Source organism: Actinosynnema sp. CA-299493, assembly GCF_050946825.1.
Taxonomy (GTDB): domain Bacteria; phylum Actinomycetota; class Actinomycetes; order Mycobacteriales; family Pseudonocardiaceae; genus Actinosynnema.
The window spans coordinates 5,896,122-5,920,517 of the sequence record NZ_CP191993.1 but is presented as its reverse complement, the minus strand read 5'-3'; the positions used below and the strand labels follow the sequence as shown (position 1 = coordinate 5,920,517).

General features: G+C 72.6%; 21 protein-coding genes. 7 read left to right on the top strand and 14 right to left on the bottom strand.

Translation table 11 applies throughout. The features are described 5' to 3' along the window. Nucleotide 1: 1 nt before the first annotated feature. Nucleotides 2-997: a PaaX family transcriptional regulator gene (locus ACQPYE_RS24790; protein WP_498714780.1), complete on the bottom strand. Its 996-nt coding sequence runs from the start codon at nucleotides 995-997 to the stop codon at nucleotides 2-4. A 296-nt stretch (nucleotides 998-1,293) separates the two neighbouring features. Here ACQPYE_RS24790 and ACQPYE_RS24785 point away from each other — a divergent pair, with 296 nt between their 5' ends. The 3 genes from ACQPYE_RS24785 (at nucleotide 1,294) to ACQPYE_RS24775 (ending at nucleotide 5,495) form a co-directional block, all read left to right on the top strand. Beyond that, nucleotides 1,294-2,643: an extracellular catalytic domain type 1 short-chain-length polyhydroxyalkanoate depolymerase gene (locus tag ACQPYE_RS24785; RefSeq protein WP_498714779.1), complete on the top strand. Its 1,350-nt coding sequence runs from the start codon at nucleotides 1,294-1,296 to the stop codon at nucleotides 2,641-2,643. Between the two features lie 44 nt (nucleotides 2,644-2,687). Continuing rightward, entirely contained in the window at nucleotides 2,688-4,016 is a 1,329-nt protein-coding gene (locus ACQPYE_RS24780) for a CE1 family esterase (protein WP_498714778.1), read from the top strand. Nucleotides 4,017-4,508: 492 nt separating this feature from the next. Next, on the top strand, nucleotides 4,509-5,495 hold the full coding sequence (locus ACQPYE_RS24775) for a LacI family DNA-binding transcriptional regulator (protein WP_498714777.1): 987 nt from the start codon (nucleotides 4,509-4,511) through the stop codon (nucleotides 5,493-5,495). Between the two features lie 99 nt (nucleotides 5,496-5,594). Here ACQPYE_RS24775 and ACQPYE_RS24770 read toward each other — a convergent pair whose 3' ends face one another. Both ACQPYE_RS24770 and ACQPYE_RS24765 read right to left on the bottom strand, forming a co-directional pair. Further along, nucleotides 5,595-7,196: an aminotransferase class I/II-fold pyridoxal phosphate-dependent enzyme gene (locus ACQPYE_RS24770; RefSeq protein ID WP_498714776.1), complete on the bottom strand. Its 1,602-nt coding sequence runs from the start codon at nucleotides 7,194-7,196 to the stop codon at nucleotides 5,595-5,597. Beyond that, nucleotides 7,193-8,527: an NAD(P)/FAD-dependent oxidoreductase gene (locus ACQPYE_RS24765; RefSeq protein ID WP_498722979.1), complete on the bottom strand. Its 1,335-nt coding sequence runs from the start codon at nucleotides 8,525-8,527 to the stop codon at nucleotides 7,193-7,195. The genes ACQPYE_RS24770 and ACQPYE_RS24765 overlap by 4 nt, the downstream gene beginning before the upstream one ends. A gap of 173 nt (nucleotides 8,528-8,700) precedes the next feature. Between ACQPYE_RS24765 and ACQPYE_RS24760 the strand changes: the two genes are divergently transcribed. Next, nucleotides 8,701-8,871: a hypothetical protein gene (locus ACQPYE_RS24760; protein ID WP_498714775.1), complete on the top strand. Its 171-nt coding sequence runs from the start codon at nucleotides 8,701-8,703 to the stop codon at nucleotides 8,869-8,871. Between the two features lie 160 nt (nucleotides 8,872-9,031). Continuing rightward, nucleotides 9,032-11,716 carry a hypothetical protein gene (locus ACQPYE_RS24755; RefSeq protein WP_498714774.1) on the top strand — a complete coding sequence of 895 codons (2,685 nt, stop codon included), beginning with the start codon at nucleotides 9,032-9,034 and terminating at the stop codon, nucleotides 11,714-11,716. A gap of 74 nt (nucleotides 11,717-11,790) precedes the next feature. On the opposite strand, the gene ACQPYE_RS24750 is transcribed toward ACQPYE_RS24755, so the two are convergent. Together ACQPYE_RS24750 and ACQPYE_RS24745 are read right to left on the bottom strand one after the other, a co-directional pair. Further along, nucleotides 11,791-12,075 carry a hypothetical protein gene (locus ACQPYE_RS24750; protein ID WP_498714773.1) on the bottom strand — a complete coding sequence of 95 codons (285 nt, stop codon included), beginning with the start codon at nucleotides 12,073-12,075 and terminating at the stop codon, nucleotides 11,791-11,793. Nucleotides 12,076-12,195: 120 nt separating this feature from the next. Further along, nucleotides 12,196-13,143, bottom strand: coding sequence for a TetR/AcrR family transcriptional regulator (locus tag ACQPYE_RS24745; RefSeq protein WP_498714772.1), 948 nt, complete (start codon nucleotides 13,141-13,143; stop codon nucleotides 12,196-12,198). A 149-nt stretch (nucleotides 13,144-13,292) separates the two neighbouring features. Here ACQPYE_RS24745 and ACQPYE_RS24740 point away from each other — a divergent pair, with 149 nt between their 5' ends. Continuing rightward, nucleotides 13,293-14,057 (top strand): DUF2306 domain-containing protein, encoded by a 765-nt coding sequence (locus ACQPYE_RS24740; RefSeq protein WP_498714771.1) that lies wholly within the window; start codon nucleotides 13,293-13,295, stop codon nucleotides 14,055-14,057. Here the strand turns inward: ACQPYE_RS24740 and ACQPYE_RS24735 are convergent. From ACQPYE_RS24735 to ACQPYE_RS24695, 9 genes are all read right to left on the bottom strand, one after another. After that, entirely contained in the window at nucleotides 14,039-15,670 is a 1,632-nt protein-coding gene (locus ACQPYE_RS24735; protein WP_498714770.1) for a protein kinase domain-containing protein, read from the bottom strand. The genes ACQPYE_RS24740 and ACQPYE_RS24735 overlap by 19 nt on opposite strands. Nucleotides 15,671-15,798: 128 nt before the next feature. Then, nucleotides 15,799-17,130: an LLM class flavin-dependent oxidoreductase gene (locus ACQPYE_RS24730; RefSeq protein ID WP_498714769.1), complete on the bottom strand. Its 1,332-nt coding sequence runs from the start codon at nucleotides 17,128-17,130 to the stop codon at nucleotides 15,799-15,801. Nucleotides 17,131-17,132: 2 nt separating this feature from the next. Next, nucleotides 17,133-18,314, bottom strand: a complete 1,182-nt coding sequence (locus ACQPYE_RS24725) for an ROK family protein (RefSeq protein ID WP_498714768.1) — start codon at nucleotides 18,312-18,314, stop codon at nucleotides 17,133-17,135. Beyond that, the gene (locus ACQPYE_RS24720) at nucleotides 18,311-18,664 is read right to left on the bottom strand and encodes a 4Fe-4S dicluster domain-containing protein (RefSeq protein WP_498714767.1); all 354 of its coding nucleotides are present in this window, start codon (nucleotides 18,662-18,664) and stop codon (nucleotides 18,311-18,313) included. Before ACQPYE_RS24720 ends, ACQPYE_RS24725 begins: the two co-directional genes overlap by 4 nt. Next, nucleotides 18,661-20,232: an FAD-binding protein gene (locus tag ACQPYE_RS24715; protein ID WP_498714766.1), complete on the bottom strand. Its 1,572-nt coding sequence runs from the start codon at nucleotides 20,230-20,232 to the stop codon at nucleotides 18,661-18,663. Before ACQPYE_RS24715 ends, ACQPYE_RS24720 begins: the two co-directional genes overlap by 4 nt. 26 nt (nucleotides 20,233-20,258) lie before the next feature. Continuing rightward, nucleotides 20,259-21,113 (bottom strand): ABC transporter permease, encoded by an 855-nt coding sequence (locus ACQPYE_RS24710; protein WP_498714765.1) that lies wholly within the window; start codon nucleotides 21,111-21,113, stop codon nucleotides 20,259-20,261. Next, on the bottom strand, nucleotides 21,110-21,931 hold the full coding sequence (locus ACQPYE_RS24705; protein ID WP_498714764.1) for an ABC transporter ATP-binding protein: 822 nt from the start codon (nucleotides 21,929-21,931) through the stop codon (nucleotides 21,110-21,112). The genes ACQPYE_RS24710 and ACQPYE_RS24705 overlap by 4 nt, the downstream gene beginning before the upstream one ends. Further along, nucleotides 21,928-22,935: an ABC transporter substrate-binding protein gene (locus tag ACQPYE_RS24700; protein ID WP_498714763.1), complete on the bottom strand. Its 1,008-nt coding sequence runs from the start codon at nucleotides 22,933-22,935 to the stop codon at nucleotides 21,928-21,930. The genes ACQPYE_RS24705 and ACQPYE_RS24700 overlap by 4 nt, the downstream gene beginning before the upstream one ends. 81 nt (nucleotides 22,936-23,016) lie before the next feature. Beyond that, nucleotides 23,017-23,100 carry a putative leader peptide gene (locus tag ACQPYE_RS24695; RefSeq protein ID WP_360457754.1) on the bottom strand — a complete coding sequence of 28 codons (84 nt, stop codon included), beginning with the start codon at nucleotides 23,098-23,100 and terminating at the stop codon, nucleotides 23,017-23,019. 251 nt (nucleotides 23,101-23,351) lie between these two features. On the opposite strand from ACQPYE_RS24695, the gene ACQPYE_RS24690 reads away from it, so the two are divergent. Continuing rightward, nucleotides 23,352-24,269: a TauD/TfdA dioxygenase family protein gene (locus tag ACQPYE_RS24690; RefSeq protein WP_498714762.1), complete on the top strand. Its 918-nt coding sequence runs from the start codon at nucleotides 23,352-23,354 to the stop codon at nucleotides 24,267-24,269. Nucleotides 24,270-24,396 lie beyond the last annotated feature (127 nt).

Below are 24,396 nucleotides of genomic sequence, written 5' to 3'. Positions count from 1 at the left end.
GTCAACTCTCGGTGGGTGATCCGGCCCGGCCCGGCTCGGCGGTCGGCTCCCAGGCGCCGTGCAGGCCGGCGAGCACGTCCGCGACGGTGTGCGCCCGCACGTCGGTGAGCGGGTCCGCGGTGAACCGGCTCGCGACGGCCCGCACGTGGTCCTGGGCCGGGCCGGCGAGACCGTCGTAGACGGCGGTGAACAGGTCGCGGGCGGGTTCGCGCGGCCATCCCGGCGGGAGCAGTTCGAGGGGCAGCCGGGGGTCGAGGATGGGCAGGCGGCGGTAGGTGTCCATGACCTCGGTGCGGGCGCGGACCGCTTCCATCCCGGTGATCAGGGAGGTGTGGATCTCGGGCAGCAGCGGGCGCCAGCGCCGGATGAAGGCGTCGTAGTGGCCTGCGATGGCGGTCGTGTCCCAGGCGTCGAGGGGGTCGCGGCCGGCCACGCCGAGGTCGACGTGGCGCGCGCGGAAGACCGTCATGGCGCCGGAGGCGAGCTCGACCAGCTGTGCCCGGGTCTTGTCGGTGATGTCGTGGGGCGAGATCCAGAGGCCGTCGTAGAGGGGCGCGCAGCCGTGCCAGCGCAGCCGGCTGCGGAGTTCGCGCCGGCGCGCGACCTCGTCCTGCGGCAGTGAGAAGGCGATCAACGTCCACCGGTGGTCCCAGGGCTCGTCGGCGGCGGCCGCGGCGACGATGGACCGACCGCCGGCGGCCAGGTTGAGCGCGGCGGCTGCGGTGAGCCGGTAGGAGCTGTTGCGGCCCTGCTTGCTGCCTTCGAGGACACCACGACGGGCGAGCCTGCTGATGGTGGTGCGCGCTCCGGCGTGGCTGACACCCGCCTCGGCGAGCAGCGCCACGATCGCGCCCGACGGCAGCCGGGCCCCGGTCCGCAGGGTGTAGTCGGCCAGCAGGGTCACCGTCAGGCCCTGGGGCGAGTTGCCGGACTGCCGCCGGGGGAGCCGGACCGCGTCGTCCGGGAAGATCTCCTCGATGTCGTACGGGCTGGTCACGGCGGCTCCGGCGGTGGCTCGGACAGGTCGTCCCCACCGACCCTAACCGGGCCGTGATCCGCCGCACGGGCCACGCCCGCCGGTCGAGACAGTCGATTGACAGTTTCTTGACCGGGCGGCAGTCTAACTGTCACACGATGGGCGGGGTCCGATCAGCCGGGACCGTGCGCTCGATCGCGCCGGCTGGTCAACCGCCGGACACGTCCACGCGTGGATCTCCGCCGCCGCACCGCGGGTCGCACCGACCCGCCGCGAGCGCCCTGTCCGGCCGTGCGCGAACCGAAGGAGTCAAGCGCATGAAGGTCAAACCGAGTCTGCTACTCGCCGCCGCGACGTCACTGGTCGTGGCCGGCCTCGTCTCCGTCGCCTCCACGCCCGCGTCGGCGGCGTCGTTGACCGAGGTCACCAACTTCGGCGCCAACCCCGGTGGGATGCGGATGCACGTCTACGTGCCCGACTCCCGGCCGGCCAACCCCGGGATCGTGGTGGCCATGCACGGCTGCGGCGGCACCGGCCCCGGCTTCTACTCGGGCAGCGAGTTCGCGTCGCTGGCCGACCGGCACGGGTTCGTCGTCATCTACCCCAGCGCCGAGCAGCAGGCCGGGTTCGGCAAGTGCTTCGACACCTGGTCCGACGCGGCCAAGCGACGTGGCGGCGGCAGCGACCCGGTGTCGATCGTGTCGATGGTGACCCACGTCCAGCAGCGCTACGGCGGCGACCCGAACCGCGTCTTCGCCACCGGGTCGTCCTCCGGCGGCATGATGACCAACCACATGCTCGCCCTGTACCCGGACGTGTTCAAGGCGGGCGCGGCGTTCATGGGCGTGCCGTTCAACTGCTTCGCCAACGCCGCCGACTACCCGCCGGGCAGCAGCAGGTGCACGGGCAGCGGGGGAGCGAACCGCACGCCGCAGCAGTGGGGCGACGCGGTGCGCCAGGTGTTCCCCGGCTACACCGGCGTCCGGCCGCGCGTGCAGCTCTGGCACGGCACGAACGACACCCTCGTGCCGTACTCGCTGCTCCAGGAGAGCGTCGAGCAGTGGACCGACGTGTTCGGGCTGAGCCAGACGCCGTCGTCCACCGACACCCCGCAGGCGAACTGGAACCGCCGCCGCTACAACGACGCGTCCGGCACCACGCAGGTCGAGGCCTACAGCATCCAGGGCGCCGGCCACACCCTGCCCTCCGGCGGGATGGCGGCCCAGGCCGTCGCGTTCTTCGGCCTGGACCGACCCGGCGACCCGACCAGCACCACGACCTCCACGTCCACCTCCACGTCGACCACGACCACCAGCACCACGACCACGACCACGACGCCGGGTGGTTCAGGCTCGTGCCGCGTCACCGGCACGGTCAACGCCTGGAACACCGGCCTCACCGAGAACCTCACGATCACCAACACCGGCGCCACCGCGATCAACGGCTGGTCGTTGGCCTTCACCCTGCCGAGCGGGCAGACCATCACCTCCGGGTGGAGCGCCACCTACTCGCCCACGTCCGGGCAGGTGACCGCGCGCAACGTCGCCTACAACCCGGCGATCGGGCCCAACGCCTCGATCGGCATCGGCTTCCAGGCCACCCACAACGGCAACACCGCCAAGCCGGCCTCCTTCACCCTCAACGGCACGCCGTGTTCCACGTCCTGAGCGAGCGCGGGCAACGGCCCGGGAGAAGGGAGAGTCGCGTGGTGATGAAGCGCAGGTCGATCCTGGGTTCGGTCGCGGCGGCGGCGCTGCTCGTCGTGGCCTCGGTCGGCACGGTGTTGAGCGGCGACCTCGGTGAGCGCGCCTCGGCGGCGGAAGTGACCGCCACCGCGGCGACCGCGGGGTGCGGGAAGGCCCCGTCGCTGCGCAGCGGCACGATCACGATCACGAGCAGCGGCAAGTCCCGCAGCTACATCCTGCGGGTCCCGGACAACTACGACGTGAACCGCCCGTACCGGGTGGTCTTCGGCTTCCACTGGCTCAACGGCTCGGCCGTCGACGTCGCCACCGGCCGTACCGTGCAGACGGACGTCTGGGCGTACTACGGGCTCCAACGCCTGGCCGACAACAGCACCGTCTTCGTCGCGCCACAAGGCCTGAACAACGGGTGGGCCAACAGCGGCGGCGAGGACATCACGCTCGTCGACGACATCAACCGGCAGCTCGACGCCGGCCTCTGCGTCGACACCACCCAGCGCTTCGCCCTCGGCTTCAGCTACGGCGCGGCCATGAGCTACGCCGTCGCGTGCGCCCGGCCGGACGTCTTCCGCGCGGTCGCCGTCTACGCCGTGGGCCAGCTCAGCGGGTGCAGCGGAGGCACCCGACCCATCGCCTACCTCGCGGCGCACGGCCTGCGGGACAACGTCCTGGGCATCGCGGGCGGCCGGTCGATGCGGGACCGCTTCGTCGCCAACAACGGCTGCACCGCCCAGAGCCCGCGTGAACCGGCGCAGGGCAGCCTGACCCACGTGACCACGACCTACTCGGGGTGCCGCGAGGGCTACCCGGTGGTGTGGGCGGCGTTCGACGAGGGTCACATCGCCGCACCGCAGGACGGCGCCACCGGGGACAGCGGCTCCCGGACCTGGTTGCCCGCCGAGACGTGGCGGTTCTTCACCCAGTTCCAGAGCGGTCCCACGACCACGACCACGACGTCGACCACCACCACCACCACGACAACGACGACAACCACGACGACGACGGGCCAGCCGGAACCCGGCGCGTGCCGCGTCACCAACACCACCAACGCCTGGAACACCGGCCTGACCGCCGACCTCACCATCACCAACACGGGGACCGCCGCCATCACCGGCTGGACCCTGACCTTCACCCTCGCGTCCGGCCAGACCATCACCTCCGGGTGGAACGCGACCTACTCGCCGACGTCCGGGCAGGTGTCCGCCCGCAACGTCTCCTACAACGCCACCATCGCGCCCGGCGCGTCGGTGGGGATCGGCTTCCAGGCCACCCACACCGGCAACACCGCCAAACCCGCCGGCTACACCCTCGGCAACGCCACCTGCACGACCGCCTGACCACGACCGGTCGGGGTGACCCGCGGACGATCAGGCACGACGAGGCGGCCCGGAGTTCCCGGGCCGCCTCTCGTCGTGCGCCCATTGCCGTCCGGCGGCGCGCCGGGCCGCGTGAATCCGAAAGCGGCACGAACAGAGGGCTGGGCGGCTCGCGGTCGGCACGGGCCCGAAACACTTGCGGGCCGGTTTTCGGAGCTAAAAATCGCACCCGGATATTTAGCGTGCGGGCGCGTTGACCGGCCGCTTGAAATATGGCTACATTGACTTGCTGATCATTGTCGATCGGCCCCGATGTCGACTGCTCGGCACCAATCCCCGATGAGCGCGGTCGCTTCCGGCGTGCCCGTTCCGACCACCGACCCGCGCCCGGCTCGCCGTGGCGGCCGACGGCCGTCCGCGGTCCGGTCCCGCGGTGCCCGCTGTCGTGGGCGTCGCGGCCGGTTCTGCGCAGATGGGACATTAGTGGGGAACAGGACATCCAGCGCGCCCGCGATGGCCGACGTCGCCCGGCTCGCCGGGGTTTCGCACCAAACGGTGTCGCGAGTGCTGAACGGGCACCCGTACGTCCAGGAGCAGACGCGCTCACGGGTCCAGGCGGCGATCGAGGAGTTGGGCTACCGCCCGAACCGGGCCGCCCGCGCGCTGGTGACGGGTCGCTCGCAGCTGATCGGGGTGGTGGCGCAGAACACGACCCTGTGCGGGCCGGTCTCGTTGCTGGCGGCGTTCGAGCAGGTGGCGGTGCGGGCGGGGTTCGTGGTGACCGCGCACCGCGTGGACGTGCTGGACCGCGAGTCGATCACCACGGCCCTGGAGCGGCACCGCGACCAGCGGGTGGCGGGGATCGTCGTCATCGCGCCGACCGCCTCGGCCCACGACGCGGTGGACGCCGTGTCACCCGGCGTGCCGCTGGTGATGGTCGACGGCGACGCCGAGCGCTCGACCCCGCTGGTGACCGTGGACCAGGCGGCGGGCGCGTTCGCCGCCACCGCCCACCTGCTGGAGGCGGGCCACCGCACGGTGTGGCACGTCTCGGGTCCGCCGGACTGGTTCGACAGCGCCGGCCGGATCGAGGGCTGGCGCTCGGCGCTGGAGGCCGTGGGCGCGGAGGTGCCGCCGCTCATGTCCGCCGACTGGAGCGCCGCTTCCGGGTACCGGGCGGGTCAGGTGCTGGCGCGGATGCCCGAGGTCACGGCGATCTTCGCGGCCAACGACCACCTGGCGCTCGGCATCCTCCGGGCGATGAGCGAGCGCGGCAGGCGGGTCCCCCACGACGTGAGCGTGGTCGGCTTCGACGACGTGCCCGAGGCCGCGTACTTCATCCCACCGCTGACCACCGTCCGGCCGGACTTCGCCGAGGTGGCCCGCGACGCCCTGGACCTCCTGATCACCCAGATCGAGGGGAACGCGGTCGACGAGACCCGGCGCGCGTCCAGCCCGACGCTCGTGCCCCGGGACAGCGTCCGCCCACCGTCGGTCTGAGTCGACAGCGCGACCGCCACCGGGTCCTGCGTCGGCGACGGCCGCGTGCCTCGGCGGTGGGAGAGGGGCGCTCGTGGTCGCCGCGAGCGCCCCTCCCCGCTAGAACGAGTTGCCGAACGCGCTGGACAGGTACGTCCTCGCGTCGCGCAGGGCCTCGTCGATGATGCGGGCCGCTTCCCTCGCCTGCGCCGGCTCGTGCGCGGCCTGCACCTGCAACCGGAAGCGCGAGGCACCGGTCGGGGTGACCGGGAACTCGACCATGAACGCGAGCACCCCGCGGTCGAACAGCAGTCGGTTGACCGTCCGGGCGAGCTTCTCGTTGCCGATCAGGACCGGCACGATCGGGCTCGGCGAGCCCATGCAGGTCAACCCGCGCGTCGTCAGCTCGTCGCGCAGGGCGTGGATGGCGGAGAACAGCCGCCCGCGCAGGGCCTCGCCCTCGTCCGTGCGGATGATCCGGGCCGCCTGGAGCACCACCGCGGTCTGCATGGGTGACAGGGCGTTGGAGAAGAAGTGGGACCCGGCGAACATCTTGATGTACTGCTTCACCGCGGGCGACCTGGCCGCGACGAAGCCGCCGTTGGAGGCGAACGTCTTGGAGAACGCGCCCATGACCAGGTCGACCTTGCCCAGCATGTCCTGCATGCCCAGCACGCCGGTGCCGCCGGGTCCCATCGAGCCGAGGTCGTGGGCGACGTCGACCAGCAGGGTCGCGTCGTACGCGTGGCAGACCTCTTGCAGGGCGGCGACGTCCGGCCAGTCGGAGTCCACCGAGAACAGGCCGTCGGTGATGACCATGATGCCGTTGTGGGTGTCGGCGGCGCGGATCCGGGCCAGGTGGGTGCGCACGGCCTCGACGTCGAGGTGGGTGTAGCGGGTGATGTTCCTCGTCGCCGCGCGCGCCCCCGTCTGCAGGCACGAGTGGGCGAGGCGGTCGATGAGGATGTGGTCTTCCTGGCGGACCAGGCCGGTGACGGCGCCGAACCCCGCCGACCACCCGTTCGAGAACAGCGTCACGTGCTCCAGGCCGACCAGCTCGCCGAGGGCGGCCTCCAGCTCGTCGGAGATGCGGGTGTTGCCCAGCACCATCGGCGACCCGGCGCTGTGCGGGCCGAAGTCGCGCATCGCCCTGACCGCCGCCTCCCGGACCTCCGGGTGGGCGTTGAACGACAGGTAGTCCTGGGAGTTGAAGTTGATGCCGCGGGCGGGTTTGCTCAGGTCGTTGGTGATGGTCGCGACCCCGCCGGGCGCCGCCTCCAGGACCCGGGAGTACTGCCAGGTCTCGGTGCGCCTGCGCGCCTCCACCCAGCCGTGGAACTCCTCGGTCCGGCCGAGCAGGTTGGCCCCGACGGGCCGGAAGAAGTCGTAGGCGTTCTTGTCGAGCGCGTAGTCCTCGTCGGGGTCGATCGCGGGCGCGGCCGTGGTCGCCGGTTCCCACATCGGCGCCAGGTCGGCCCGGACCGCCGGGTAGTCCTCGCCGAAGAAGCGGACGACCTCGTCCTGCGGGAGGGTGTCCAGCTCTTCCAGGTCCTCCCACGGGATGTGGGTCGCCCAGTTCCGCATCATGTCCGAGACCTCGCGCGCGGCCTCGGCGACCGCCTTGGCCGCGGCGAGCGGGTCGGCGCCCGCCGCGTCGGCCGCGGCGATGAGGGCGGCGACGACCTCGCCGTCCTCGCGCTCGTGTGCCAGGGTGCCGGTCATCGGGTCGCCTCCGCCGCCACGCGCGCGAACGGGTTGCGCTGGTGCTCGCGGTAGGTCGCCTCGAAGTCGGCGAACGCGTCGTGGTCGCGCGAGGACTCCTTGGCCGTGTCGTTGAGCAGGAACACGTTGGACGGGTCGAAGAACTCCGAGACCGGCGCCACGTCGACGTGGGTGGCGATGAAGCGGTCGATCTCGGCCTGGTTGCCGCGCAGGATCGCGAACAGCTGGAGCTCGTCGTGCCGCAGCGGCTTCATCTCCGCGAGCGTGCACACGTAGTCGTAGTAGGCCGCGGCGGTCTGGCTGCGCCGCTTGGCCGCGTACCCGGCCATGGCGGTGTCCCGGTCGGTCTCACCACCGAGCCACCGGCCGACCGCCTCCGCCGCCAGCTCCGCGTCACGCAGGGCGTGGGTGATCCCCAGCGCCGTGCACTGGTCCTTGAACGACTCGGCGTCACCCACCAGCACCCACCCGGGCCCGTGCAACTGCCTCAGGTACGCGGCCTGGTCGAGCGTGCCGTAGAAGCGCTCCTCCCGCCGCGCCCCCGCCACGGCGCCCGCCGCCTCTTCGCTGACGAGTTCGAGCGACCGGTGGAAGTTGCCCTCCACGTCGTCCCGGAACCGCTCGGCCCACTCGCTCGGCCCCCACGTCAGCACCATGGTCTGCCCGTGGTTGGTCGAGGCCATCGCCATCCCGAGCCTGCCCCGCCGGTGGATCTGCGCCTCGGCGTCGGGGATGCCGCTGAAGTAGCTCCAGTAGGCGTAGGTGCACCGCGGTCGCTCGTCGAACTTCTCGACCCCGAGGGCGCGCGCGACGAAGGAGTTGCGCCCGTCGGCGCCGATCACCACTTGCGCGTGCTCGACCGTGCCGTCCCGCCCCTTGATGCCGATGACGGTGCCGTCCTCATCGCGCAGGAGTTCCTTGACGGTGTACCCCTCGCGGAATTCCACACCGGCCCGCACCGCGTTGTCGACCAGGATCTTGTCCAGCACGTGCCGGCGGACCGAGAAGTACTCCGTGGTGATGCCGCGGTCGTCGTCGTGCAACAGTCGGAATTGGTTGCGCAACAATTCTTCGGGAATGCTGCCGCGTAATGGGATGCCATTGTTCACCACGGTGACGTGGGTGTGCCCGGGTGTCACGTCCTTCACCTGGTCCAGCACTCCCAGCCGGTTCAGGTAGGAGGCGCCGTGCGGCCACACGAAATGCGTGGAGAGGACGTCGCTGGGGAAGTGCGACCGATCCACGACCAATACCCGGAGCCCACGTCGGGCCAAGTGGGTCCCGACCGCCGCCCCGGCGCACCGGCCACCTACGACAATGGCGTTGTACATGCGACCATCCAACAGCACGTTCGCACCCTGTACAGGGCCGGATGGTCGAGTGCCCCGCAGTGTCGGCGAGGTCGCCCACTCGGTGCCGAAATCGGTGTGCCCGCCTAATGCGGTAACGTCGTTCCAGGGCTGTCCGGCGAAGAGCGGTGCTCACTTTCCGGGCATTCGGGAGAATGCTTGAGGAGTTCCTCGATCCCGCGCGGGAACGTCTCGCGGATCGGCTCCGGTTCGGTCGGGCAGCCGGCGGCCATCGCGCCGTCGCGCCGCATGACGAAGTGGCGGACGGCGTCTTCTTCCTGATCTCGGCGATCCGCCTGCACGTCCGCGCGGCCGGGGCGCGGTGAGACGACGGGCGCGGCTCGGGGTCTGATCACCGACGCCGGTCCGAAGGGACTTTCGGGCAGTGTCACGGCAACCGGCCCGCAACAGTTGCGCCAACGCTTGTGGGCGGTGTCCGGCACCACTAGAACTGGTCGGACGCCGGTCGACCCAGGGGGATCGCACATGCGCTCGATCAGACTCTTGTTACCCGCGTTGATGATGGCCGCCCTCGTCCTGCCGGTCGCCGCGCTGGCCCAGGCGCGACAAGCGCCGGACTCACCGCCGCCGTCGGGGTGGGCGGTCACCGGTGCGGGGCTCACGTGGACCGCGCCCTCCCCGGTTCCGCCGGGCGGCGCCGCGGTCGAGTTCTGGGAGGGCGACCGGCTGCTGGGGGTGCCGCGCACGTCCGCCGACCTGCGCACGTACACCTTGGCCGGGGCCGGGTTCGACGACGTCGACGAGCTCCAGGTGCGGCTGTCGGGCAGGCGGCTGGACGCCGAGGAGCCCGCGCCCGCGTCGACCGCGGTGAACGCGACGCCGCCCGCGTTGTCCCCCGCCGGGGACACCGATCCCGGCAAGCCCGGCCCGTTCGCCACGCGCACCGGCGAGTACGAGCTCGACCCGATCACCGCGCCCGGCTACCCGGCGCCGCTGGAGATGAAGGCCGTGGTCGTCTCGCCCACTGGCGCGCCGGGCAGGCGACCGCTGGCGTTGTTCCTGCACGGCAGGCACATCACCTGCTACAACGGGACCACGGCCCTGCTGGAGTGGCCCTGCCCGGCGCCCGCCAAGCCGGTGCCGAGCCACCGCGGCTACCTCCAGGCGCAGCGGCTGCTGGCCTCGCAGGGCTACGTGACGGTGTCCGTGTCGGCCAACGCGATCAACGCCCACGACACGCTGGACGTCGAGTCGGGCGCGGGCGCGCGGTCGGCGCTGGTCCGCGCGCACCTGGCGAGGTGGGCGGACTGGGCGGGCGCCGGTCGGGCTGCCGCGCCCGAGGTCGTCCGCGCCGCGCCCGTCGCCGACCTGGGCAGCGTGTTCCTGGTCGGGCACTCACGCGGCGGCGAGGGCGTCAACCGGGCCGCGGTCGACAGCGTTTCCCCGCCGTCCCAAGGTGATCCGGTGCGCTGGACCGTCAAGGGCACCCTGCTCATCGCTCCGACGATCTTCGGGCACAACCCCGCGCCCGACGTGCCGTCCGCGACGATCCTGCCGGGCTGCGACGCCGACGTGTCCGACCTCCAAGGCCAGCTGTCCGTGGACGCGACCCGCGGCGTGAGCCGGGGAACGGCGTTGCACAGCGCGCTGTACTTCGTCGGCGCCAACCACAACTTCTTCAACACCGAGTGGACGCCCGGCCAGGCGGAGGCGCCGGCCAACGACGACTTCCCCGCCACGTGGGTCGACGCGGTGTGCTCGCCGGGCACGGCCACCCGGCTCACGGCCGAGCAGCAGCAGAACGCGGGTGCGACCTACATCGCCGCCGCGGCCCGGTTGTTCGTCGCGGGGGACCGGCGGGTGCTGCCGCTGCTCGACGGCTCGGGCGTCCGCGCGCCCTCGGCCGACCCGGCGCGCGTGCTCGCCCACGCCGTCGGCGGCGCGCGTTCCCCGTTCGTGGTGCCGGACGGGACGACCTCGGCGGCCGGGTCCGCGCGGGTGTGCGCGCAGGTCTCGGCCGATCCGGCGGCGGCGTGCGTCGACCCGGCCGCCACCCGCCCGTCACCGCACTTCGTCCGGTTCAACCGCGTGGTGCCGGAAGCGGGCCGGTTCGCCGTGGCGCTGCGGTGGACCGCCGAAGGTCAGCCCTCGACCGTGCGCCCCGGCGTGCCGATGTCCTTGGTGGGCGCGCGTCAGCTGGCGCTGAGGTTGGCCGTGCCGCCGAACACCACGGCCAACCGCTTCGACGTGGCCGTCACCGACGCGGCCGGGCGCCGCGTGCGGCTGGGTGAGGTGACGCTGGACGGCTTGCCCGCCACCGAGCGGTTGTCCGCCCGCTGGGCGCAGGAGGTCCGCGTGCCCCTGCCGGCCCACGGGATCGACCTGCGCCGCGTCGCCGAGCTGGAGCTCGTCCCGCACGGCGGTTCCGGGGAGGCGTGGCTCATCGACGCCCACGGCTGGGCGCCCGGTCTGCCGGACCCCCGCCCGGTGGCGCTGCCGCGCGTCGACGTGGGCGCGTTGACCGTCGAGGAGGGCGACTCCGGTGCCCGGACCGTCCGGTTCCCGGTCTCCGTCACCGGTGACGGAGAGGGCTCCGTGCGGGTGCTCGTCCAGGGCGAGGACGGCGTCTACGCCGAGCAGCTGGTCGCGATCTCACCGGGACAGCACGAGGTCGAGATCCCGGTGCAGGTCACCGGCAACACCCGCTGGAGCCTGGGCGCGAAGCGGGTGGTCCTGGCCAAGGCGGTGCGGGGCGCGGTCGTCGGCCGCTACACGGACCGGCTGACCGTGCCGAACGACGACCCCGAGCCGACCGTCTCCGCCACCCCGGTCATCGGGGAGGTCACCGAGGGCGGCACGCTGACCTGGCGGGTGACGCTGTCCTCGGCGGCCGACTCGAACGTCACGGTCGCGGGTCGGCCGATCGCACCGGGAGGCGACGAACTGTCCACGACGGACGTCGACGAGGTGTGGTTCCGCCAGCGCGTGTACCAGGAGGAGCCACTGCCGTCCCGGCCGTTGTCGTCCACCGGGTTGGGGGTGACCGCCTACTTCCAGCGCGGGCAGGTGAGCGTGGACGTGTCCGTGCTGACGGTCGCCGACGCGGTGGTCGAGCCGGCCGAGCGGATCCGCTTCGACCTCGCGACGCGCACGCCGGGCTCGATCGGCACCTCGGTCGTCGGCACGGTCACCGACGGTCCGGCCGGCTGACCCCCACGTCACCGATGGCCCGCGGACGATCCCCGTTCGCGGGCCATCGGTCGTCCAGGGGCCGGCGGCGGCCGTCAGATCAGCTGGAACTCGTAGATCGACGAGTCGATGTGGACCATGCCGTGCTCGTCCGCGGCGGCGGCGATCGCCGGGGTCCAGCCGATCAGCGAGCCGGGGATCTCGATCCGGTTCGAGTGGTGCTTCCGCACGGCGAAGCCCATCCGCACGGCCAGGGCCACGATCGACTTCGGGTCGCCCACCGTGTCGCTGGTGTTCATGAAGATCCGCCCGCCGTCGGCGAGGTGCGGCTTCACCTCGTCGAAGAACCGCTGGTGGATGCCGTACCCCGGGTCGAACACCGACCGCTCGACCGGCCGGTCGTAGACGCGGTCCTCGCGGGCCCGGACGAGGTGCGGGTTGGAGACGACCAGGTCGGCACCAGGTCCGGCACGGGCGGGCCTTCGGCGGGCGTCCAGAGCTCAGGCCCGATCTCCCACCAGGACCGCGAAGCCGTCGAGGTGGCGTGCCAGGCCGTACTCGAACAGCTCGTCCAGGTCCGACGTCACGTCCGGCGGGATGGTGGCCAGCAGGGGGAACCGCCCGCCGGCGAGGAGTTCGTCGGCCCGTGCCCGCCGCGCCAGCCACCACCGGTCCAGCGGCACGCCGGTCTCCTGCTCGGCCTCGGCCTCGGCCGCCATGGGCAGGGCCGCGGTGATGACCAGCGCGTGCAGCGTGAGCGCCTCGCGAACCCGGATCTCCACGGGCAGTCCGAGCCCGTCGAGCACGCGCAGCACCCACTCCGTCTGGGCCATCATGTTGGGCACCAGCACCGGGCGGGTGAACGAGATGGCCCTGGGCAGCCAGAGGTGCCGTCGGCACAGCTGCCACTGCCGGCGGGCGATCAGCTCCAGCCCGGCCCGCCACCCCGCCGGTTCCCGGACCGGTGGGCCCTGCTCGCCGAAGACCTCGTCGGCCATCTGCGCCACCAGCTCGTCCTTGTTCTCGACGTGCCGGTACAGCGACATCGGGCCGACGCCGAGTTCGGCCGCGAGACGCCGCATGGACACGGCGTCGAGCCCTTCGGCGTCGGCGATCGAGATGGCGGTGCGCACGACGTGCTCGCGGGTCGACGACTGCTCGGCGCCGACCTCCTGCCGTGGCCGCGGTGACGTGGTCCGGTCGACCGGCGCCGGGTCGGCGCGGGCGCTGACCACCGTGCCGGAACCGACCTTCGTCTCGACCAGCCCCTCGTCGCGGAGGGTCGCCACGACCCTGGTCGCGGTCGCGACCGCGACGCCCCACCGCCGGGCGATCTGCCGGGTGGAGAGCAACCGGTCGCCGGGTCGCAGGTCGCCGGTCAGGATGCGGGCGCGGAGTTCCGCGACGATCCGCCGGTAGGGCGGATCGGGTCGCTGTGCTGACGACATGCCAGGTATCGTACTAGTCCAGTTCCTCGCGGTACTAGTGCACTTCGTGGCTCTGAACAGCGCTTTTGCCTGAACGCGGTCGATACGGTGTGCGCAGATCGCCGATACGGCGTACGCACCCAGCCCGGCTCAGCCTGAACGGAATCGCCATGACCTCGACCTCGAACCCACCGCGCACGGCGCCACCCCGCCGCGCGCGGACCTGGTGGCGTCGCCCCTGGATCGCGCCGCTGATGACGGTGGCGGCGCTGTTCCTCGCCTTCTCCGTGCCGCCCTACCTGACCCTCGACCCGTCCCGGTCCCGCCTGACCCCGCCGGAGGGCGACGACCTCTACTACCCGCTGCTCGTCGCGCACGTCGTCTTCGGCGCCGTCGCCATGGTGACCGCCTGCTTCCAGGTCTGGCCCTCGTTCCGCGCGAGCCACCCGCGCGGGCACCGGCTCACCGGGCGGATCTACGTCTTCGCCGGTGCGCTGCCCGCCGGCGTGCTCGGCTTCTACATCGGCTGGCACACCGCCGGAGGACCCTCCGTGCGCGTGGCCAACCTCGTCGGCTCGGCGCTGTGGCTGGTGGTCACGATCACGGGGCTGCGAATGGCCCGCCAACGCCGCTACGGCGACCACCGCAGGTGGATGTCGCGCAGCTTCGCGCTCAGCATGTCGATCGTGCTGAGCCGGGTCGTCACCATCATCGCCACGATCGTGCTCACGCCCCAGCTGGACACCACCTTCAAGGGCAGCCCGGAACTGCTCCAGCACAGCTCCGCGAGCATCGGGGTCTGGCTCAGCCCCCTGCTCCTGCTGCTGGTGACCGACTGGGTGCTGGAACGCCGCAAGCCCGGCGTCGCGGCCCGGCCGCGCCGCGACGCCGACCGGCCGGTCGCCGCGACGAGCGGTCACTTGCCGCGCGGGTAGGTCTCCTGGACCTCGCCCTTCAGGTTCGCCTCCAGGAACGCGGCGCCGTAGTCGTCGACCACGTACACCCTGAACGACGGGGTCTTGTCGATGATGTCGATGTCGATCATCACGTACCGCATGGTCGGCTGCGGGACGCCCAGGTCCTTGTTCGCCTGCTCGAACAGCGCGGGCACGGCGTCCCAGTTCACCTCGTTCAGGTCGATCATCGGGCGGTCGGCGTCCACCCTCTCCGGGCCCTTCCTGGTCGCTCTGCCGCCCCGGTACTCGAAGTTGTCGAAGCCGTGCTCGACCGCCGCCGCCGGCGCGATGGCCGTCGCGTGGTCCGACCACAGGGTCAGCTCGGACACCGCGCTGCCGCCCATCACCTCGCGGAGCGCGCCGACCGCCTCGCGCGCGCCGGCGGGGGTGAGCAGGTCGGTCTTCGCCACGTTGGCCGCGGTGGTCGTCCGGCCGGGCAGGTCGGTGAGGAAGGGCGTGGTCGCCGAGCCGCCGGGGGAGGCCGTCCAGTCGTACACGCCCGTCATGCGGGCCACCAGCAGCGTGGCCGCGACCACCGCCGCCACCCCCACGAGGGAGGCCACCACGGCGCCCGTCCGCTTGCGCGGCTGAGGGAGCGGGGTGGGGTAGGACTGCGGGTAACCGGGGGGAGGCGGCCCGCCGACCGGCGGGGGCGTCGGCCAGTGGGGGTACTGCGCCGAGGGTTGCGGACCGCTCGGCGGCCCCTGGACGGCGAACCCCGCCGGGGTGGGCGGGCCCGGGTGGAAAACCTGGTCGCGCTCGGCGGCGGCGAACATCTGGTCCAGCACCTCGCCGCTCGGCCGCTCGGCCGGCTCGTTGCGCAGCGCGGCGTTGAGCGCGGGTGCGAGGGCGCCCGCGCGGCGCGGCGGCGGGACCGGCTCGGTCATCACCGCGGCGAGGGTCGCCATCGTGGACGCCCGGCGCATCGGGTGGTAGCCCTCGACGGCCACGTACAGCAGCATCGCCAGCGACCAGAAGTCCGACGCGGTGTGCGTCTCGTCGCCGCGCAGCCGCTCCGGCGCGATGTACTCCGGGGACCCGATGACGTCACCGGTCGCGGTGAGCTGGGTCGAGCCCTGGAGGGCGGCGATGCCGAAGTCCGTGAGCACGGCGCTGCCGTCCGTCCGCAGCAGCACGTTGCCCGGCTTCACGTCGCGGTGCATCACGCCCGCCGAGTGGGCCGAGCGCAACGCCGCGAGCACGTCCCGACCGATGCTCGCCGCCTCGCCCGGGGTGAGCACGCCGTCACTCAGCCGCGCGTCCAGCGACGTGCCGCGGACCAGTTCCATGACGATCCACGGGTACGGCGAGTCGGCCGACTCGATGATCTGGTAGATCGACACGACGTTCGGGTGCTGCAACCGGGCGAGCGCGCGGGACTCGCGCAGCACGCGCTCCCGCAGCTGGGCGGCCACCGCCGAGTTGCCGTCGATCTGGTCCGCGTCGGCCGGGCGGACCTCCTTGATGGCCACCTCGCGGTGCAGCCCCAGGTCGAGGGCGCGCCACACGGTGCCCATGCCGCCGCTGCCCAGCCTCTCCAGCAGCTCGAACCGGCCGTCGAGGATCCGCCCGGTGTGCTCTCGCTCAGACACGGCGACACGCTAGCAACCGGCCACCGGGCACCGGAGCGGCGGCGGTACCTCCGGCGTCCTCCTTGGATCCCCCCGCCGCACCGGACGACTGCACCCGCCCGGTGCGGCGGAGGGAGGTCGTGGGCCGTTCAGACCAACGAGGCCGCGGCGTACCGGCTGACCGGGCGCGGCAGGCCGTAGTGCTCGCGCAGCGTGCGGCCGGTGTACTCGGTGCGGAACAGGCCCCGGGCCCGCAGCAGCGGCACGACGTGGTCCACGAAGTCCTCCAGCCCCGAGGGCAGCAGGGGAGCCATCACGTTGAAGCCGTCCGCCGCGCCCGTGGTGAACCACAGCTCGACGTGGTCGGCGATCTGCTCGGGCGTGCCGGCGACGACCTGGTGCCCGCGCCCGCCGCCGAGCCGACCGAGGAGTTGGCGCAACGTCAGCCGCTCCCGCTGCGCCAGGTCGCGCACCAGCTCGAACCGGCTCTTCGCGCCGTTGACCTGGCTGACCGGCGGGAACTCCGGCAACAGCTCGTCGAGCGGGTGGTCGGTCAGGTCGACGCCGATCAGCTCGGTCAGCTGCCGCACCGCCCGCACCGGGATGATCAACCCGTCCAGCTCGTCGGCCAGCGCCCGCGCCTCGGCCTCCGTGCCACCGAGCACCGGGACGATCCCGGGCAGCACCAGCACGTCGTCGGCGTCACGTCCCCGGGCCGTGACGCGGCGCTTGAGGTCGGCGTAGAACGCGGTCGCGTCGCCGTGCGACTGGTGCGCGGTGAACACCGCCTCCGCCCACTCCGACGCGAACGCCCTGCCGTCCTCGCTCGACCCGGCCTGCACCAGCAGCGGGCGGCCCTGCGGGCTGCGCACCGCGTTCAACGGCCCGCGCACCGAGAAGAACCGGCCCTTGTGGTTGATCTCGTGCACCTTGGCGTCGTCGGCGAACACGCCGGACTCCGGGTCCACGACCAGCGCGTCGTCCTCCCACGAGTCCCACAGCGCGGTGGCCACGTCGAGGAACTCGTCGGCCCGGCGGTAGCGCTCGGCGTGCTCGGAGTTGACCTCGCGGTTGAAGTTCTGCGCCGACCGGTCGCCCGCCGTGGTCACGATGTTCCACCCGGCCCGCCCGCCGCTGATGTGGTCGAGCGAGGAGAACAGTCGCGCCAGGTTGTACGGCTCGCTGAACCCGGTCGACGCGGTCGCGATCAGCCCGATGCGCTCGGTGGCCTGCGAGATCGCGGTCAGCAGCGTGATCGGCTCGAACCGGTTGGCGGCCGTGTGCCGCACGTCGCCCCAGATCTGCACGCCGTCGGCGAGGAACACCGAGTCGAACGTCCCGCGCTCGGCGATCCGCGCCAGGTGCTGGAAGTGCGCCACGTCGTCGAGTGCTCGGGGGTCGGTGCGGGGGTGCCGCCAGGCGGCCTCGTGGTGGCCGACGCCCATCAGGAACGCGTTGAGGTGGAGCTCGCGTGCGGACAACTTCAGACTCCCAGTCGGATCGGGTTGCGGAGGTCGAGCGGGTCGGCGTAGATCGCGTCCAGCTGCACGGCCCCGGCCGCCACGCCGAGGACGTCCGGGCCGAAGCTGCTCGGCAGCACGGCCGAGGGCGACGGGCACGCGCGTGAGGTCGTGGCCACCTCGGCGCGCAAGGCGTCCGCGCACTCGGGCAGCCGGATGACGCCCAGCTCGGTGACCACGACGACGTCGGGGTTGACGATGTCGAACAGCAGCGCCGCGGCGCGGGCGACGATCCTGGCGCGGTCGACGAGCAGCGCCGTGGCCGCGGCGTCCCCGGCCACGGCGGCGTCGCCCAGGTCGGCGATCGACGGCCGGGGGATCACGCCCGCCGCGTGGGCGCGCCACGCCCAGGCGCGGTCGGACACCGTGGCTTCCAGGCACCCGGTGCGACCGCACGGGCACTCGATCGCCGGGTCGCCGAGCGCCAGGTGCGCGACACCGCCCGCTGCCGACCTCGTACCCCGGTGGGCGCCGCCGCCGGTGATGATCGCCGCGTCCACCACGTTGCCGACGAACAGGTGCACCAGCGACTGGTGGTGCCCTGCGGCGCCGAACAGCTGCTCCGCCCGTGCCAACGCCCGCGCGTGGCTGTCCACCAGCACCGGCAGGCCGGTCCGCGCGGCGAGCAGGTCGCGCACGGGCACGTCCCGCCAGCCCAGCGACGCGTGCTCGACCAGCACGCCCGCCTCGGTGTCGACCCAGCCGCCGACGGCCACGCCCAGGCCCAGCGGCACGTGCCCCGGCAGGTGCTCGGCGTGCAGCCGCACCAGGCGGTCGGCGGCGGTCGCGAGCACCTCCCGGTGGTCGTCCGGGTCGCGGTGCGGCACGCGCAGCCTGGCCCGGACGCGTCCGCGCAGGTCCAGCAGCGCCAGCGTGCAGTGCTCGTGGGCGATGTGGATCCCGGCCACCAGGTGGCGACCGGTTTCCACGTCCACCGGGGAGTGCGGGCGGCCCACGCCCCGGTACGGCAGCGGCCCGGCCACCTCGGCGAGCAGGCCGACACCGGCGAGCGCCGCGCAGTTGCGCGTCACCGCCGCCGGGCTGAGACCGGTCAGCCGGGCGATGGTGGTGCGCGCGACCGGTCCGTGCCGCAGCACGGCGCCCATCACCGCCGCCGCACCCGTGCCGCGACCCGCCGGGGTCACGAGATCAGCGGCGGGCCGGACGGTGACAGCGCCGGGCCCACCGCCCGTGCCGCGCCCGGCGTCCGCCCGTGACCCCACCCGATGTCGCGGCGGTAGCTGCCGAGCAGCCCCGTCCGCCGCAGGTGCTCCTCGTCGTGGGCGGACGACCCGGCCGGCAGCGGGTGGGTCTGGGGCGCCACGAACAACGCGTCGGTCGGGCAGTTCGCCTCGCACTGGAAGCAGGTCTGGCAGTCCTGCTGCCTGCTGATCACCGGCACGCCGTCCGCGCCGCGGTCGAACACGTTGGTGGGGCACACGGCGACGCACTTGTCGCAGGTCACGCACTGCGCGGCCGACACCAGCTCGATCACGCCGACACCTCCTGCGGGCGGGCCCACACCTCGTCGAGGCCACCGGAGGTGACCCGGAAGTGCTGGGCGGGGTCCAGTTCGGGGAAGTCGAGCCGCTTGGCCATGCCCCGGCTCTCGCTGCGGACCAGCGCCGAGGCGTACATCCACCGGGCGTGCGCGACCATCGCCGCGGCCTGGCGCGCCCGCACCACGTCCGCGCCCTCGGCGCGCAGACCGGAGCGGACCGCCGACCACGTGCCGTCGAGCTGCCCCAGCGCCGTGCGCAGCACGTCACCGTGCCGCAGGTAGTTCTTGTCGTACGGCAGCACTTCGGCCTGCACGGCGCCCACGACCTCCGCCGCCGAGAGCGACGACTCCGCGCCGGACGGGCGAAGTCCCGCACCGCCGGTGGCGCGGACCCGGCGCCGAGAGGCGGCCGGGCCGAGCGCGCGGGCGAACCGGGACGCCGCCCGCCCCGACCACGACCCGGACGAGATCGCCCACGCCGCGTTGTGGCTGCCGCCGCCGGTGAACCCGCCGCAGATCAGCTCCCTGGTCGCCGCGTCACCCGCCGCGTACAGGCCCGGCACGGTGGTCGCGCACCCGTCGTCGACGATCCGGATGCCGCCGGTGCCGCGCACCGTCCCCTCGGCCAGCAGGGTCACCGCGAACGGCTGGGTGAACGGGTCGACGCCCAGCCGGTCGAAGGTCAGGAAGAAGTTCGGCTGGGCCAACCGCATCGCACCGCGGGTCGCCTCGTCGGCGCGGTCGAGCTTGCAGAACACCTTCTCCGAGGCCAGCAGCGTCCGCGCGATCACCGACCGGCCGCGCCGGCTGCCCGCGCCGTCGAGCACCGAGCCGTCCGCCCGGTAGAAGGTGGCGTAGTTGTAGAACGCGGTCTTGGTCACCGACGTGTGCTCGGGCGCGATGCCGTAGGCGTTGGAGAACTCCATGCCCGACAGCTCCGCACCGACCTCGGCGGCGAACAGCGCCCCGTCACCGGTGTTCACGTTGCAGCCCAGCGCCTTGCTCAGGAACGCGCAGCCGCCCGTCGCCAGCACCACCGCGCCGGCCCGCACCCGGAACGCCCGGTCGGCCTGCCGCTGGTAGCCCGCCGCGCCCGCCACCTCACCCCCGTCCGTCGTGAGCAGCTCGGTGACCGGGCTGTGGTCGAGGACCCGCACCCCGGCCCGGCGCACCCGGACGCGTTGCCGCCGCATGTACTCCGGACCTTGCAGCCCGTTGCGCAGCTGCTCGCCGTCCGGCCCGACCGGGAACGGGTAGCGGGCCACCTCCGCCAGCTCGTTGACCCGGTCGTAGGTCTCGTCCAGCACCCTGGCCATCCAGCGCCGGTCCGCCAGGTGCCCGCCGAGCGCCTCCCTGCTCGCCATGGCCCGCTCCCGCGCCTCGGGCTCCGGCGGCACGTACCACACACCGGTGCCGCCGGACGCCGTCGCGCCGCTGGTGCCGCAGTACCCCTTGTCCGCCAGCACCACCGAAGCACCGTCCTCGGCGGCCTTGAGCGCGGCCCACGTCGCGGCGGGCCCACCGCCGACGACCAGCACGTCCGCGTCGAGTTCGAGCGTCATGCGATGTTCCTTCCGCAGTGGGGGAATCAGGAGCCGACGGGAACGCGCCAGGACGTGAAACGGCGTTCCAGCGCGACGAGCAGCTGGTTGAACACCACGCCGATGGCCGAGATCGTGATGATGCCCGCGTACATCCGGGGGATGGCGAAGTTGAACTGCGAGGCGTTGACCAGGTAGCCGAGCCCGGCCTTGGCGCCCACCATCTCGGCGGCCACCAGCACCAGGATCGACACCGCGCCGGCCAACCGGATGCCGGTGAACACCGTGGGCACCGCGGCGGGCAGGATCACCTTCTGGAAGAGCCGGAACCCCGAGAGGTCCACCGACCGGGCCAGCCGCAGCAGGGTCGGGTCGACACCGCGCACCGCGCTGATCGTGTTGAGCAGGATCGGCCAGGTGCAGGCGTAGAGCACGATGGCGATCTTCGACGTCTCGCCGATGCCGAGCAGCAGCACGAACACCGGCAGCAACGCCAGCGCCGCGGTGTTGCGGAAGACCTCCAGCAGCGGTCCGAGCAGCGTCGCCACCGGCTTGTACCAGCCGATCAGCAGCCCGAGCGGCACGGCGACCGCCACCGCGAGGCCGAACCCGGACAGCGAACGGGCCAGGCTCGCCCCGGTGTGGTCCACGAGCTGACCACTGGCGGCCAGGTCCCACCAGGCGTCGAGCACGGTGGAGAACGGCGGCAGGAACGTGGCGTCGACCAGGTCCAGCCGGGGCGCGACCTCCCACACCGCCAGCAGCACCAGGATCGCCACGGTCTTGCCGGTCGCCGTCACCAGCGCGTCGGCGACGCGGCGGGTGACCGAGGGCTTGCGCACCCGGTCACGGTCGGCGGGCCGCTCCTCCGCAGCCGGTCGTGACTCCACCAGCGCGGTCATACCGCCGCCACCTCCTTCTCCTGTTGCTGGGCGCGGGAGACCTCGTCGTGCAGCAGCTCCCAGATCCGGTGCCGATAACGCGCGAACCCGGTGCTGGAGCGCAGGTCGGGCTGGTCGGTGCGGTCGCCGAGCTCGATCGGCACCACCTCCTTGACCCGGCCCGGCCGCGAGGTCAGCACCGCGACCCGCTGCCCCAGGTAGACCGCCTCGTCGATGGAGTGCGTGATGAACACGACCGTCTTGCCGGTGCGCCGCCAGATGCGCAGCAGCTCGTCCTGCAAGGACTCGCGGGTCTGCGCGTCCAGGGCCGCGAACGGCTCGTCCATCAGCAGCACGGTCGGGTCGTAGGCCAGGCTGCGGGCGATCGCGACGCGCTGCCGCATGCCGCCCGAGAGCTGGTGCGGGTGCCGGTCCTCGAAACCGCCCAGCCCCACCAGGTCCAGGAAGTCGCGGGCACGCCCGGCGCGTTCCCGGCGCGGCACGCCGGCCGCCTCCAGGCCGAACTCGACGTTGCCCTGCGCGGTGCGCCACGGCAGCAGCGCGTACTGCTGGAACACCACGCCCCGGTCCAGGCCCGGCCCGGTGATCGGGACGCCGTCCAGCAGCACCTCGCCCTCGCTCGGCCCGGTCAGGCCGCCGAGCAGGTCGAGCAGCGTGGACTTGCCGCAGCCGCTCGGCCCGACCAGGACCAGGAACTCGCCGCGCTCCACGTCCAGGTCCACCCCTCGCACGGCGGTGAACTCGGTGCGCCGCCGGGAGGCGCGGTCGCGGACCACGAACCGCTTGGTCACGTCGCGGAAGCTGATGTGGGCGCTCACGCCGCCACCCCGTTGAACTCGTTGGTGTAGAGGTCGGTGAGCGTGACCTGGTCCTTGGCGATCTCGCCGCGCTCGGCGAGCCAGTCGACCCACAGCGTCAGCTCCTGGTCCACGATCCGGCCGCCCTTCTCGGCGACGCCGTTGGACTTCCAGTACCGCAGCGCGGCCGGGTCCTCGTTGCGCCCGCGCTTGGTGAGGATGTCGACCTTGCGCGCCACGACCTCCTCGCGCGGCGTCGTGCGGCTCCACTCGATGGCCTGCGCCACGCCGCTGACGAAGGTCCGCACGGTGCCCGGGTTGTCCTTGAGGAACTCCTCGGTGAACACGTACGTGCCGGCGGTGAACGCGCCCAGCAGGTCGAAGTCGGAGAACAGCTTGCGCAGGCCGCCCTTCTCCAACGCCTTGTCGCGCAGGATGCCGCCGAGCACGCCGACCTCGATCTGCCCCTGCCGCACGGACTGCTCGATGTTGACCGGCGGCACCGCGATCGGCTCCACCTTCTTGATCTCGTCGGGGGACAGGCCGTTGCGCTTGAGGTAGATGCCGAGCATGGCCTCGTGGTGCGCGCCCAGGGTGTTCATGCCGACCTTCTTGCCGATCAGGTCGCGCGCGGAGGAGATCGGGCTGTCCTCCGGCACGTAGAAACCGCTGAAGGCCGCCTCGTCGGAGCCGTAGTAGCCGATCACCGACCTGATCCGGGCGCCGGCGGCCTTGAGCTTGACCACCGCGCCGTTGAACGCGCCGCCGAAGTCGACCTGGCCCGTGGCGGCGGACTGGATGTCCTGCGGGCCGCTGGTGGTGTTGCCGACCCACTCCAGCTTCACGTCACCGAGGTAGCCGAGGTCGGCGGCCAGCTCGGGCAGGGTCACGTCGCCCGCCCAGCCCTGGTAGCGCAGCGTCTTGGTCTCGGCGCCGCCACCGGCGCCCGCGGTGGAGCAGCCGACCGTGGCCGCCGTCAGGCCGAGGAGGGTGAGGCCGAGGAAGTTCCGTCGCGTGCTGATCACGGCGAATCCTTTGTTGGGTAAATGCGGGCAGGCCGGAATTTCGGGTCGGGGAACCCGAGTGGGGAGAAATGGGGAACTGGTTCAGCGACCGGCGCGACAGAGGGCGCCGGCTTGGCGTCGGAGATCGACGTGCCGGCGCGAGGTGAGGTTGACGGCTTGGCTCACGCACCGAGCCTCACAGCCAGGTCAGGCCGGGTCAACGGGCTCGGCGGGCGTCCCACATCATGGAGTCCGCGGTCTGCGGAGCTGGACACCGGCCACTTTTTTGTGCAGTGCAAAGAAGTGCCGGGGCGGTTGTGCGTGTCAACCACGTCCGCGTGCTGGGACGACTTAATTCACCGCCGCGCAATGTTGTGCCCGATGGCCGTGACTGCCCATCGTGAAGTGCGAACGCATTCTCACGAGAGGACACCGCGATGACCGCACAGCTATCCGACACGATCACCGTCCACCGGCTCGGCGCGGGCATCGGCGCGCGGATCGGCGGCGTCCGGCTGGGCGGCGACCTGTCCGAGGGCGCCGTCGCGACCGTCCGGGACGCGCTGCTGGCGCACAAGGTGGTGTTCTTCCGCGGCCAGGAGCACCTGGACGACGCCGGTCAGCTCGCCTTCGCCCGGCTGCTCGGCGAGCCGACGCTGGCCCACCCGACCGTCAAGGGCCGCGAGCACGCCAACGTGCTGCCGATCGACTCCGACTACGGCAAGGCCAACAGTTGGCACACCGACGTCACCTTCGTCGACCGCGTGCCCGCGATCAGCATCCTGCGCGCGGTCGAGCTGCCGCCCTACGGCGGCAACACGGTGTGGGCCAACACGGTGCGCGCCTACGAGGAGCTGCCGCCGGCGCTGAAGGCGTTGGTCGACCGGCTGTGGGCGGTGCACAGCAACGTGTACGACTACGCCGGGCACGTGGACTCGACCCGCATCGGCGGGGTGGACGTGAAGGAGGAGTCCTACCGCGACGAGTTCGAGTCCCAGCGCTACGAGACCGAGCACCCCGTCGTGCGCGTGCACCCGGAGACCGGCGAGCGGGCGTTGCTGCTGGGTCACTTCGTCAAGCGGATCGTGGGCCTGACGAGCGCCGAGTCGCAGTCGGTGCACCGCCTGCTCCAAGACCGGGTGACCCGGCTGGAGAACACGGTGCGCTGGCAGTGGGCCGACGGCGACGTGGCGATCTGGGACAACCGCGCCACCCAGCACTACGGCGTCGCCGACTACGACGACGAGCACCGCCGCCTGCACCGCATCACCATCGCGGGCGACGTCCCGGTCAGCGTGGACGGCGTCACGAGCACCACGGTCGTCGGCGACGCGGCCCACTTCTCCGCGCTCTGACCACCACCCCGACCGCCGCCACCCCGGTCACCCACCTCGGCTGCCGTCACCCCGGCCGCCGCTACCCCGACCCCCGCACCTCGGCTGCTACCGGGCTCGGCTACCGCCACCCCGGTAGCGACCTCGA